Origin of the sequence: Pseudomonas cichorii (assembly GCF_003700275.1) — a bacterium.
Classification (GTDB): domain Bacteria; phylum Pseudomonadota; class Gammaproteobacteria; order Pseudomonadales; family Pseudomonadaceae; genus Aquipseudomonas; species Aquipseudomonas cichorii_B.
Genome location: NZ_RBRE01000003.1, coordinates 1 through 12,162 on the forward strand (window position 1 = coordinate 1; position 12,162 = coordinate 12,162).

General features: G+C 56.8%; 11 protein-coding genes. 7 read left to right on the plus strand and 4 right to left on the minus strand.

Annotation, left to right across the window (positions count from 1 at the left end):
* Positions 1–287 precede the first annotated feature (287 nt).
* Complete coding sequence (locus ALQ04_RS26835) at positions 288–1,595, minus strand: hypothetical protein (RefSeq protein ID WP_183142070.1); 1,308 nt, start codon at positions 1,593–1,595, stop codon at positions 288–290.
* On the opposite strand from ALQ04_RS26835, the gene ALQ04_RS26840 reads away from it, so the two are divergent.
* Entirely contained in the window at positions 1,596–2,126 is a 531-nt protein-coding gene (locus tag ALQ04_RS26840; protein ID WP_183142071.1) for a hypothetical protein, read from the plus strand. It abuts the gene before it with no gap.
* 87 nt (positions 2,127–2,213) lie between these two features.
* Positions 2,214–3,845 (plus strand): methyl-accepting chemotaxis protein, encoded by a 1,632-nt coding sequence (locus ALQ04_RS00560; protein ID WP_122313729.1) that lies wholly within the window; start codon positions 2,214–2,216, stop codon positions 3,843–3,845.
* A 43-nt stretch (positions 3,846–3,888) separates the two neighbouring features.
* On the opposite strand, the gene ALQ04_RS00565 is transcribed toward ALQ04_RS00560, so the two are convergent.
* Complete coding sequence (locus ALQ04_RS00565; RefSeq protein ID WP_122313730.1) at positions 3,889–4,797, minus strand: LysR family transcriptional regulator; 909 nt, start codon at positions 4,795–4,797, stop codon at positions 3,889–3,891.
* Between the two features lie 230 nt (positions 4,798–5,027).
* Between ALQ04_RS00565 and ALQ04_RS00570 the strand changes: the two genes are divergently transcribed.
* Together ALQ04_RS00570 and ALQ04_RS00575 are read left to right on the plus strand one after the other, a co-directional pair.
* Entirely contained in the window at positions 5,028–6,446 is a 1,419-nt protein-coding gene (locus ALQ04_RS00570) for a coniferyl aldehyde dehydrogenase (protein ID WP_122313731.1), read from the plus strand.
* 87 nt (positions 6,447–6,533) lie between these two features.
* Positions 6,534–7,211: a type 1 glutamine amidotransferase domain-containing protein gene (locus ALQ04_RS00575; RefSeq protein WP_122313732.1), complete on the plus strand. Its 678-nt coding sequence runs from the start codon at positions 6,534–6,536 to the stop codon at positions 7,209–7,211.
* 94 nt (positions 7,212–7,305) lie between these two features.
* On the opposite strand, the gene ALQ04_RS00580 is transcribed toward ALQ04_RS00575, so the two are convergent.
* Both ALQ04_RS00580 and ALQ04_RS00585 read right to left on the minus strand, forming a co-directional pair.
* Complete coding sequence (locus tag ALQ04_RS00580; protein WP_122313733.1) at positions 7,306–7,836, minus strand: glyoxalase superfamily protein; 531 nt, start codon at positions 7,834–7,836, stop codon at positions 7,306–7,308.
* A gap of 190 nt (positions 7,837–8,026) precedes the next feature.
* Positions 8,027–8,290 (minus strand): DUF2798 domain-containing protein, encoded by a 264-nt coding sequence (locus ALQ04_RS00585; protein WP_122313734.1) that lies wholly within the window; start codon positions 8,288–8,290, stop codon positions 8,027–8,029.
* Positions 8,291–8,418: 128 nt separating this feature from the next.
* Between ALQ04_RS00585 and ALQ04_RS00590 the strand changes: the two genes are divergently transcribed.
* The 3 genes from ALQ04_RS00590 (at position 8,419) to ALQ04_RS00600 (ending at position 12,079) form a co-directional block, all read left to right on the plus strand.
* Positions 8,419–9,354, plus strand: a complete 936-nt coding sequence (locus tag ALQ04_RS00590) for a LysR family transcriptional regulator (protein ID WP_122313735.1) — start codon at positions 8,419–8,421, stop codon at positions 9,352–9,354.
* 183 nt (positions 9,355–9,537) lie between these two features.
* Entirely contained in the window at positions 9,538–10,638 is a 1,101-nt protein-coding gene (gene sfnG, locus ALQ04_RS00595; RefSeq protein ID WP_122313736.1) for a dimethylsulfone monooxygenase SfnG, read from the plus strand.
* 97 nt (positions 10,639–10,735) lie between these two features.
* The gene (locus tag ALQ04_RS00600) at positions 10,736–12,079 is read left to right on the plus strand and encodes a sensor histidine kinase (protein ID WP_122313737.1); all 1,344 of its coding nucleotides are present in this window, start codon (positions 10,736–10,738) and stop codon (positions 12,077–12,079) included.
* The last annotated feature ends 83 nt before the right edge of the window (positions 12,080–12,162 follow it).

Here is a 12,162-nt window from a genome sequence, read left to right on the forward strand (position 1 = left end):
CTTGATTCAGTTGTTAAAGAGCGGTGGGTTGATCCTTTCGTCTCAACCGAGGCGCGCATTCTACAGCGTCCTCTGTATCTGTCAAGCGGTTATTTTCAGAAGTTTTCAAAGTTTCCTTTGCAACTTCAACCACTTGCGCCTCGATCAACTTGGAGTTGCTCGTCAGCGGGAGGCGAACTATACAGTACTTGAGAAACGTGTCAAACCCCTTTTCTCAACTTTTTTACACCCACCTGAAACCCCGCTTGCGCTGCTTATATAGAGCAGGAAAACCCGCTGCGGCTGGCTCACTTGTGTGGCACCGAATCCATGGCCTTTTTCACCATGTCCGCAGTCGAGCGGCACGTATGCATCCGCTTCGCCCATTCGCTCTGAACACACTCCTGAGAACTGACAGCCGTTCGGCAAGCCTCGGGCATCGTCCGTCGCAGGTTATCCACGGCACAGTCGGTCTGGTAACTGTTATAGGAAGCAGCGGATCGCTCCCTGGTGCCCCCAGGCTTGGACATGACTACAAAGCCGATCGACATCAGGCCGTAGAAAGCGGCAATAATCAAAATACCCAACAACGCTTTCCTGCCCTCGAACATCCGCCTCAGGGCGGCGTAGGGCCGAGGATAACGGTACGGCGCAAAAGCCAGGCATGTAAGTGTCACGGCACCGTGTAGCGCCAGCCCAAACCAGCCACACTGCCACCACATCCCTCCACCGACCACAGCCAGCGGCATTCCGTGCTGCAGGACCCTGGCGTTCACGCTTGGTCCACTGAGGGTATCGGGCAGCAGGCGAACGCTCAGCCACTCATCCTGCCCCCGGATAACGTCGCAGGCCGGACGCCATACGCAAAAGTAAACGACAAGGGCAAGAGAGAGCTGGATGGAATACTGGATCAGGAAAAGAATCAGGTCCTGCTCTTCCTGAACATACAGTGAAAGCCCGAACAGCAAGATGATGGACAGCGCCGACAACCCCAGCCAACGTCTGGCACCTGAAGAGAAAGGCTGATGCGAGCGCTTCCAGGTTTCCAGATCGGCATGAGGGAATTCCTCAAGAACGCCGGGATAACGCAGGGTCACTTGATCGACCAACTGCTGGCAGACTATGCGCACATTGTCATCGACGCTTCTGGCCAACCGCCTGCGTTCGAGAAGGCTGTAAGGTGCCAGCAATAAATGAACAGCATGCCCTTCGACACTAAATGGCTTAGTGCCCAGCAAACGATGCAGATGCCGGACAAAATCATCCCGCTCACCGCGCTCAAGCAAATGCAGCCATATGAAAGCAGGTTGCGGATGCAACCCCTTCTTCTCATCCCAGCCAAACAACGCACACACCTGCTCGAACAAGGCAGTACTCCAGCCCGGCGTGTTGTGCAGCAGGATCATGACCCAGGACTGCAGTTGCTCATTGCGCTCCAGCGACGCCAGCCAGGGCTGTTGTCGCAGCGCCTGCAGCGAATCGATAAAACCGCCCTCCTCATCCTCCTGAAGCCGCACCTGCAATGGCGCCTGATAAACATCAAGCAGGATCTGGGTAACCCTCCCCGCCTGCTCACCATCCATGTGCACTTGTTGCCACGGGGTCAGCCAGTTCAAATGTCGGGTAGCAACCTGAAGCAGTTCGATCTCTTCTTCTGGGTCGATCAGGCAACGCTGCAGCAGTTGTTGCTCAAAACCCTGCGCGCACCCCAGCGCCTGCGCCTGACGGTATTGCTCAGGCAAGTTATCGACTGTTGTCTGATCGACAAGGGCTTGCCATGGCGGCGACTCGGACACAATCGGCTCAGGCAACCCGGCAATCGCCTCATCCGGCTCATCGCATTCATCACGATAGCGGGCAATATTCAACGCCTGCTCATAAGCTTCACGCAGCCGCTGAAAGCCGTCAGCATCCTCATCGGGACGGTTGTTCTTGAGCAGACGAGCATATTGCCGTTTGATACTGCGCTCGTCGGCACCCTCGGCCAGCGCCAGAACCGTCCAACAATCAGTCATCACGGCCACCTACTGCATTTAAAGCCGCCAAAACACGCCCTCCAGCCGAGCTTTCCATTATTTCGCAATACCCCACAGCACGATGCCGAAGGCCATCATAACCGCAGCCGACTGATGGCTTGTGCAACTTAAATTCAGAAAATATCTGCATTTTTCTAAAGCTCAACCGCTCAAGGTCGATAGTTTCAGGCTGTCAACTCCCTCTCGACGGCACTTTCCATGACTCTCAGAAATCTCAACATCGCCCCGCGATCGCTACTTTGCTTCGGCTTTTTTGCCTTGCTGGTTACCGCACTCGGGCTGTTCTCACTGCTGCAGGCTTCCGGCCTGCAAGAGTCCCGGGAAACCCTGCAAGACAACGTACTGCCTACTGTGCAGACCATCGACCAGATCAAGAACGATCTCCTGACCATTCGACTTGGCAACAGCGGCTTGCGCCTGGCGCAAGATGCCAACGCCATCAATGCGGCGCAACAGCGTGTCGTTCAGGCCCGCAACAGCCTTGAAGGCGATGTTCGCAAGTTGCAGGCATTGCTGGTCAGCGAGGCTGGCCAGAAGACTTACACCAACATGCTGCGCAACATGAACAGCTACCTGGCCGTTCATTCGCGCTACCTGGAAGCCGTTACACAGAAACGCGAGGACGTGATCAGCGCATTGACCCAACCGACGGGCGAAATGACCGTGGCAGCCGATCTGCTGACCAGGGACATTGCCGAGATTGCTCGCCTGGCCGACCTCAAGGTAGTGGAGTCGGATACCCTTGCCGACCAAACTTACTCCCAGGCACGCAGTGTCACCATCATTGCGATTCTGGTCGCGCTCGCTGCCACCCTGTTGCTGGCAGGCATCTTTACCCGCAGCCTGACAGCCCCTATTGCCAAGGCATTGGCAGTGGCCGAGCAGATTTCGGACAACGACCTGAGCAAACCCATTGAAGCCGACGGCAAGGATGAACCGGGACGGTTGTTGGCCGCGCTCGCGATCATGCAGCAGAACTTGCGACGCACGCTGGGCGAGTTGGGCAACTCTTCCAATCAACTGGCTTCCACTTCCGAAGAAATGACGGCCGTCACGGAAGATTCATTGCGCGGAGTTCAGCGCCAGAACGATGAAATCAACCAGGCAGCGACTGCCATCAATCAGATGAGCGCAGCGGTTGAAGAAGTAGCCCGTAACGCCGCAATGGCCTCAAGCGCGGCCCAGGAATCCAGCAAATCGGCAGACCATGGCCGTCAGCGCGTGGACGAAACAGTCAGTGTGATCAACCAACTGCATGAATCGGTGAGTGCCACTGCCATTGAAATCGATGGCCTGGCGATCGAAGTGCAAAGCATCAGCGGAGTCCTGGATGTCATTCGCGGCATAGCCGACCAGACCAACCTGCTGGCACTCAACGCAGCCATCGAGGCGGCTCGTGCAGGTGAAGCCGGTCGCGGGTTTGCGGTGGTCGCCGATGAAGTACGGGCACTGGCACATCGTACCCAGCAGTCGACTGCTGAAATCGAGAAGATGATCGCTTCCATCCAGGGCGGCGCAAGCAAGGCCGTGAGCGCAATGGGCCAAAGCAGCGAACGTGCTCGTACCAGCCTTGAAGTTGCCCAGGCAGCAGGGCTCGCGCTGACGCAAATCACTGCGGCGATCGTACAGATCAACGAGCGCAACACCAGTATTGCCTCGGCGACTGAAGAGCAGGCACAAGTGGCGCGTGAAGTTGATCGCAACCTGACCAGCATTCGTGATCTTTCAACGCAAAACGCTACCGGTGCAAACCAGACTTCGGCCGCAAGTGCTGAGCTGTCGCAACTGGCAGTAGGCCTTAACCGACTGGTGCTACAGTTCCGGATGTAAAATCACCAACTGGCCGCAGAGCATTCGCTCGGAAGCGGCCAGTTCACTCCACTTGCTCTGTGTGGCGATCAGGTCGCAATCGCCATAGCAAGGACTGTCGCGCATGGGCCACTCGTGGCTGACGCAAGGCACTGGGTGTCCACAACAGATAATACTCGCGACTGGCCGGACCAACCGGGGCCGGAATTTCCTGCAACTCGCCGCGAGCGATGTAAGGACGGCATAAATAAGCCGGCAAGGCGCTCCAGCCAAACCCTTCCCTGAGCAAGCTGCATAATGTACGCAAATCCTGGCCCACCATTGCCGGCACCAGGTTAGGCGTCTCTATCCCGTTAACCGCCAGCCAGCTATCGATAAGCGGCAGGTCCAGGTTATAGGCAAGCACCGGCTCTTCCAGCAATGCACCGATGAAGTCCGATGCACGCGTCAGGCGCTGAACCACTGAAGGCGCAGCCACCGCCAGGACATCATCGACAAACATCAACTCACTGCGCAGCCGCTTGTTGTTGGGTGGCGCCGCAGAGATCCCGAGGTCGCAGTGGCCTTCGATCAACATATGCGCAATCGATTCCTGGTTACCGCTCTGCATCCTGATGCGTATGCCGACCTCCAGCAAAGGCAGCAATTGCCTGGCTACTACCTCAGCCAGAACATCGGCATGTCCGATGATCTGTAGCGCTCCGGCCAACTCCACCGACCGCGCCCTGGCCGACGACAACGCAGCTTCTGCAGAGTCGAGTTTGTCACCGATATCGGCTGCCAGATCATCCGCTGCGGACGTGGGCTCGACACCGCGCGACTGGCGCTCGAACAGGCTTCTGCCTATCGCCGTTTCAAGCCCGGAAATGTGTTGCGATACCGCAGGCTGAGTCAGGTTCAAGGTTCGCGCCGCGCCACTGATCGAACGCTGCCGGTACACCTCGATAAAGGTTCTCAAACGCACAAGAGACATACATGACCCATAAATTATTTTATGACTGCGCAAAAAAGCCGTTGTTATACAGCAGGCAAGACGCTGCATAAGATAGCCACATCGCTTGAGAAAAGCGCTCATGAACTACGAAACGAATGACATTGCACTGAACAAAATCTTATACCAGACCACGCTCACCGCCGTAGGTCGGCCTTGATGTTCAGCCCCGATGTCACCCAGACCACGTCAATAGCTCAGGAGCAAAGGCCATGCCTTTCCAACCAGACACCCAGGAATTGAAAGCCCTTCTGTTGAACATGAAACGCGCCCACACAGCGGCAGGCCCGGCTGATGTAAAGCTGCGCCAGGACCGACTGATGCGTAGCGCCAGACTGCTCAGCGAGAATCATGAAGTCATCGGCAAAGCCATCAATGCCGACTTCGGCAATCGCAGCCTCTATCAGTCGCTGATGGCTGATACCGTCATGACGGTAAAAATGCTCCAGCACTCTGCCGAGCATGTGGCCGAATGGATGAAACCCGAGCGGGTTGCCGAGCCAGGCCCCGGCATGCAGGCCTGGATCCAGCAGCAACCGCTGGGGGTCGTGGGTGTCATCAGCCCCTGGAACTTCCCGATCAACCTGGCATTCGGCCCACTCGCCGGTGTGTTTGCAGCAGGCAATACCGCCATGCTCAAACCGTCCGAGCTGACACCCAGAACCTCCGAGTTGCTGGCCGAGCTGATTGCAGGCTACTTCGACCCACTGGAACTGGCGGTTGTGCTGGGCGATGCCAATACAGGCGCAGCATTCAGCGGATTACCCTTCGATCACCTGGTATTTACCGGCAGCACCAGCGTCGGCAAACATGTCATGCGTGCGGCGGCGGAAAATCTCGTGCCCGTCACTCTTGAACTGGGCGGCAAGTCACCGGTAGTCGTGGACGAAGATTTCGATATCCGCACGGCAATAGAGCGCACCCTGACGATCAAGACCTTCAATGCCGGCCAGATCTGCCTGTCTCCGGATTACATGATGATTCCGAAGGCGAAGGTCGAAGCACTGACCATTGCCGGCAAGGACTTCATCGCCAGCAGCTTCCCGAGTATCCAGAGCAATCAGGAATACACCTCCATCATCAGCCAGCGCCACTACGATCGCCTGGTGGGTCTGATCGACGATGCAAGAAACAAAGGCGCAACCATCGTCAATCTGGCGCCCGACGGCGAGCCGGGCTTTGACAGCAAGACGCGCAAGATCGCCCCTCATCTGTTGCTGGATGTCACGGATGAAATGCAGGTCATGCAGGAAGAGATTTTCGGCCCGCTGCTGCCGGTCAAGACCTACACCGACAGAACCGAGCCGGTGGCTTACATCAATGCCAACCCGCGACCGCTGGCCGCTTATTACTTCGGCAATGACAGCGAACGACAGAACGCCTTTGCACTCCAAACCACTTCAGGCGCACTGGTGGTCAACGATGTGATGAGCCATGTTTCCATCGACTGCCTGCCGTTTGGTGGCGTCGGAGCATCCGGTATCGGTGCCTATCATGGCATCCATGGTTTCAGACGTTTTACCCATGCCAAGCCTGTCGTTATCCAGAGTGAAGACGGCGCTGCAAACCTGCGAATGCGTGCACCTTATGGCGACAAATCGGCACCACTCGAAGCTTTCCTGAAAGGCTGAGCCATTATTTGCAACAGAGATCATGCGCAGGCGATCGACCCGAAAGCCTGCGCCCACCTGACTCATGGACATTACGAGGAAACTGCAATGAAAGTATTGATGGTACTGACCTCCCACGACCAACTGGGCAACACTGGCAACAAGACCGGCTTCTGGCTCGAAGAGTTTGCCGCGCCCTACTACACCTTCAAGGACGCAGGCGCCGAGATCGTAGTTGCCTCACCTGCTGGCGGCCAACCGCCTCTGGACCCGAAAAGCGACCTGCCGGATTTCCAGACCGAACTGACCCAGCGTTTCAAGACCGACCCTGCCGCACAACAGGTACTGGCGAACAGCGTCAAGCTGGACAGCATCAACGAGCAGGATTTCGACACCGTGTTCTATCCGGGCGGCCACGGTCCACTGTGGGATCTGGCGGAATCGAAACGCTCCATCGCGCTGATCGAAGCCTTTGAACGCGCCAACAAGCCAATCGGTTTCGTATGCCATGCCCCGGGCGTCCTGCGGCACGTCAAGGCCGCCAATGGCGAGCCGCTGATCAAGGGTCGCCGTGTCACCGGCTTTACCAATGGCGAGGAAGCTGCGGTAGAACTGACCGATATCGTGCCGTTCCTCATCGAGGACGAATTCATCGCATTGGGCGGCCTCTATGAAAAAGGTCCTGACTGGCAGCCCTACCTGGTCGAAGACGGCAAACTGGTGACCGGCCAGAACCCTGCCAGCTCCGAAGCGGTCGCCAAGGCCTTGCTGAAACAATTGGCGTAAGCGTCTGCAGGAAAAAGGAAATCACGCTGATCGAGGCGTGATTTCCTGATTAGCCGAGAATGTTGATCGACTTTTTACCCATAAAGCCAATCGATCAGCTCTGGCTGAAGCGGATCCGGTTACCAAACGGGTCCAGTACTTCCAGCACCTTTCCCCAGTCCTGCTCAACGATATCAGGACGTCCGTAACCGTAGCGTTTCGCAAGCAACTCATCGCGTAACAGCTCGATATTCTGCATCGGTACAAAAATTGTCGAACCGGGACTGGCGTCACCATGGTGTTCGGAAAGATGGAGCTGCAGCCCGCTGCGACTGATTCCCAGATAAAGCGGCAGGTCAGCCTCGAATCGGTGCTCGAATTCGACACTGAAACCCAGGAAATCAAGATAGAACTCACGCGCCTTGGCTTCATCGAACATTCGCAAGATGGGAATGGATTTGTCGAACGTCACGGCGGGCTCGGTACTGGCTGGCTCAAGCATCGCCGAGGCGGTGTTCCAGTCCTTGTAACCCAGTTGCTGCGCAACCAGTTCAAGCGCAGCGGAGTGAGACAATTCCTGATTGCGCGTCGCCAGCGAGGCACGCAGCCTCTTGGCCATTTGCTTGGCTTGCTCGATTGAAAACATCGTTCCTCCTGTAGTCGAGGCATTCTGGTGCTCGCATTGCCAAAACTCGACCGTAAAAGAGATACGACAGGGTTCGGAACATCTAGAAATGCTTTCACCTTCCCTTGGGGAGCGAGCGGCGGGCAGCATCGGCCAGCGCCGAGGATAACCGGGCTTTCCTCTGAACGGAAGTTTCTCCGCCGGCTTTCACTCAATGTCCATGAACAGTCCACGCCACCAACCGGGCAACAATCGGACGCACGACGATCACACAGAGAAATGCCGCAGGCATGGCCACGCGATACGCATTCATTACATTTTCCATGTAATGTTCATCAATGCCGAATTCGGCGACGGTGATCACCAGGCACATGAGAAATGCCATGATGGTCGCCATATAGAGTGCAAAAACATAAGGCGCGGAACGCTTTGGCAAGCGGAACAGGGCAGTATTTCTATTGGATCTGGAAGTCATCGATTAACCCTCGTCGACCTTGCGTGGTGAAAGAGCGGCTAACCTAGCAAGCGCTGGGTGGCATCAGTAGATGCATTTCGCTTGAGTCATTATTAAGTAAAACCAACGAATGGAATAACGAAGAACCGATGGATATTCTGGGCCTGATCAATAGCTACATTCGCGTAGTGGAAACCGGCAGCATCGCAGCCGCCGCTCGTGCACAAGGCATGAGTGCCGCCGCTGTCAGCCAGAGCATCACCCGACTCGAAACACACCTGGGCGTACGCCTGCTCTCGCGCACGACCCGCAGGATGGCGCTCACCGAAAGCGGCACGCGCTATTACGAAAAAATCCGCCACATTCCCCAGGATATCGATCTCGCCTCGCAAGCCGTTTCCAGTGCCACCGAGCCTCAGGGACCACTGTGCATCGCCACCACCGCCGCATTTGGCCGACATGTGCTCGCACCATTGATGCCCGCCTTCAAGACCGCCTACCCGCGTATCGATGTCGAACTGATCAGCACCGACCGGCGCGTCGATCATCGCCTGGAAAGAGTCGACGTCAGCATCCGTATCGAAGCGCAACTGAGCGATGACCTGGTGGCCCGACACATCGCTTCGCGTCCATTCATATTCTGCGCAGCGCCGGAGTATCTCGAACGTGCTGGCGTGCCGACCAGCATGGAAGACCTCAGGCAACATGCCTGCCTGGTGTTCCGCTATCCAACCGACGGCCGCTTTCTACCCTGGAACTTCATCGTCAATGGCAAGCGTATCGAAGCGAAGGTCAATCCCGGCTTCGTCTGCGACGACATCGACATGCTCGCGCAGATTGCGGTGAATGGCGGCGGCATCGTTCGTCTGGCCAGCTTCATCGCCCAACCACTCATCGACCGCGGACGGCTGCTACCATTGTTTGAATCCGACACCGGACATGCCGCGTCTGCGGTTTCCGAGCCGATGAATATTTACGCATGCGTCGCCGAGCGCTCGGCGCTGAACGCCAAGGTGCGGGCGTTTATCGAGTTTCTTGAGCGAGCCCTGCAAGGCTCGTTTGCGCACCTTGAAGCCAGGCGCTGAAGTAACACCAGCGGCTGCTTTTACTGTTCCCCCGGCAACACTTCATCAGCATTTATAGCCATACACGAGCAGTCGCCTGATGAAGCAGGATTCGTAACCTACTGTAATTCATGAAAAACCCCAGTGGCACACATGCTGCACTGCCGAAGCGACACTCACTTTCGTCGCTTTCGGAGATACGTCATGAGCCACTTACCGATCAAGTTCGCCTACTGGGTACCTAACGTCAGCGGCGGACTCGTCGTCAGCAAGATCGAGCAACGCACCAGTTGGGATATCGACTACAACCGCAAGCTCGCCCAGATAGCCGAGCGCTCCGGTTTTGAATATGCCCTCACCCAGATCCGCTTTACCGCCGGTTACGGCGCAGATAATCAGCATGAGTCGGTGGCGTTCAGCCATGCGCTGCTGGCCTCTACCGAAAAACTGAAAGTGATCGCCGCAATCTTGCCTGGCCCGTGGACGCCGTCGGTGGCGGCCAAGCAGTTGGCGACCATTGACCAGCTCACCGCCGGCAGAGTGGCGGTAAACATCGTCAGCGGCTGGTTCAAGGGTGAGTTTCAGGCAATCGGTGAGCCTTGGCTGGAGCATGACGAGCGCTATCGACGTTCAGAGGAATTCATTCAGGCGCTCAAAGGCATCTGGACCACTGACAATTTCACCTTCAAGGGCGACTTCTATCGCTTTCACGACTACACATTGCGCCCAAAGCCCCTACAACGCCCGCATCCGGAAATCTTCCAGGGCGGCAGTTCGCGGGCGGCCCGTGACATGGCTGCGCGAGTGTCGGACTGGTATTTCACCAACGGCAATACCCTGGAAGGCATCAAGGCCCAGGTCGATGATATTCGTGCCAAAGCGGCTGCCAACGGGCATTCGGTAAAGATTGGGGTCAACGCCTTCATCATTGCCCGCGACACCGAGCAAGAAGCGCGGGCTGTGCTGGAAGAAATCATCGACAAGGCCGACCCCGAAGCCGTGAATGCCTTCGGCGACGCGGCAAAACAGGCAGGCAAGGCCAGCCCGGAAGGCGAAGGCAACTGGGCCAAATCATCCTTCGCCGACCTGGTGCAATACAACGACGGCTTCAAGACCAACCTGATCGGTACACCCCGGCAGATCGCCGAGCGGATTGTCGCGTTGAAAGCCATAGGCGTGGATCTGGTGTTGTCTGCATTTCTGCATTTTCAGGAGGAGGTTGAGTATTTTGGCCAACAGGTGTTGCCGCTGGTGCGCGAGCTGGAAGCGGCAGGGGTGCATGAGGTAGAAGAGGTCAGTGTCTGATTCAGGGTTTCAGGAGGCTCAGGCTCTCCCGCTGCCCCACACCTGAATCAGGGAACGGCGTGTTATCTTTAGGGCTGGCCACACCTATTGAACGAGCATGATGAAACCCTCAAAGACCTCACTCCGTGACGATCTTGACGTTTGCGCCTACTCCCGCGATTGCGTGAAGGTGCTGGACGCTGTCGGCAAAATTGTCTCATTCAATGAAGATGGCCTGCGAATTATGGAGATCGATCATCTCGATCAGGTTCGAGATGTTTTCTGGCCAGAACTCTGGCCAGAAGATGTACGGCGCCTGGCAAGCGAGGGGCTGACGACAGCCAGGTCAACGGGTGTCGCCTCCTTCAAGGCCCCCTGCCCCACGGCAAAGGGAACGCTGAAATGGTGGGACGTGACAATCGCCGCAATTCCCGGCGCCTCATTCAGTTTTGCCGTCATATCCAGAGACATCACCGAGCAGTACGCCGAGGAAATTGCGCAACGCTCCAGCATCGAAAGGCTTAAAACCGTCACGGACTCCAACCCGGACATTCTGTGGGATGTTGACCTGAAAGCCGATCGTGTCTGGTGGAGCGAGGGCATACAACGCTTGTTTGGCTATGGACCGGATCAGATCGGCGAAGGCACCTCATGGAGCAACGAGCATATTCACCCGGAGGACCGTGAACGAGTCGTCGCCGGCATCGCCAGGGCGGTCGAGAGCGACGCGACACTTTGGGAGGATGAGTTTCGCTACCGGGCTGCTGACGGCTCCTATATCACTGTACTGGATCGCGGTTCAATCATTCGGGATGCCAATGGCACAGCCATTCGCTTCGTGGGCGTAATGCAGGACGTGACTGCCCGAAATGAAAAGACAAAGTTCCAGGAACTGGTCACAGCCGAGCTGGCCCACCGAGTCAATAACCTTCTGGCGGTGGCCTCGGCACTGTTTCAACAATCCCTGAATACATGCGAAGACAAGGATGCTCTGGGGCGGGCATTCGGCGCACGCTTGCTGGCGATGGCCAATGCCAATAAATCGATTGTCAAAGGGTCGGCCGATGCTGCTGACTTTCATACGCTTGTCGATGCCCAGCTAAGCCCGTTCATTAGCGACGGTCGCCTGATCGCGAACGGCCCGGCGATTTTTGTCAGCGCAGAGATAGCCCAGCCGATTGCCCTGGTACTCAACGAGCTTGCCACCAACGCTCTGAAATACGGAGCGCTGTCGGAAGATGCCGGCAGAGTGACGCTGGATTGGAGCCTACAGCCTGCAACATCGGCGGTTATCATTGAGTGGACCGAAAGAGACGGCCCCATAGTGCAAACGCCTGCCCACGTGGGGCTGGGCTCCCGGCTCATCCAGCACTGCATTCCCAAGGCCAAGGTAGAGCGTCGGTTTGATGCTGAAGGTTTTAGCTGCCTTATCGAGATATCTCTTCCCCACAAGCCGCACTGATCCATAACTGATCGCGCGGGCGTCAGAGCCAGCATTACTCAAAAGCCAGGTTGTAGTGGGCAGCACTGCCCATTGTCAGCCAG

Excerpts from the sequence above, each read along its gene's own strand:
- ALQ04_RS26840 (WP_183142071.1), top strand. The coding sequence starts at position 1,596 with ATGTCGGGTAGCAACCTGAAGCAGTTCGATCTCTTCTTCTGGGTCGAT.
- ALQ04_RS00560 (WP_122313729.1), top strand. The coding sequence starts at position 2,214 with ATGACTCTCAGAAATCTCAACATCGCCCCGCGATCGCTACTTTGCTTC.
- ALQ04_RS00565 (WP_122313730.1), bottom strand. The coding sequence starts at position 4,797 with ATGTCTCTTGTGCGTTTGAGAACCTTTATCGAGGTGTACCGGCAGCGT.
- ALQ04_RS00570 (WP_122313731.1), top strand. The coding sequence starts at position 5,028 with ATGCCTTTCCAACCAGACACCCAGGAATTGAAAGCCCTTCTGTTGAAC.
- ALQ04_RS00575 (WP_122313732.1), top strand. The coding sequence starts at position 6,534 with ATGAAAGTATTGATGGTACTGACCTCCCACGACCAACTGGGCAACACT.
- ALQ04_RS00580 (WP_122313733.1), bottom strand. The coding sequence starts at position 7,836 with ATGTTTTCAATCGAGCAAGCCAAGCAAATGGCCAAGAGGCTGCGTGCC.
- ALQ04_RS00585 (WP_122313734.1), bottom strand. The coding sequence starts at position 8,290 with ATGACTTCCAGATCCAATAGAAATACTGCCCTGTTCCGCTTGCCAAAG.
- ALQ04_RS00590 (WP_122313735.1), top strand. The coding sequence starts at position 8,419 with ATGGATATTCTGGGCCTGATCAATAGCTACATTCGCGTAGTGGAAACC.
- sfnG (WP_122313736.1), top strand. The coding sequence starts at position 9,538 with ATGAGCCACTTACCGATCAAGTTCGCCTACTGGGTACCTAACGTCAGC.
- ALQ04_RS00600 (WP_122313737.1), top strand. The coding sequence starts at position 10,736 with ATGATGAAACCCTCAAAGACCTCACTCCGTGACGATCTTGACGTTTGC.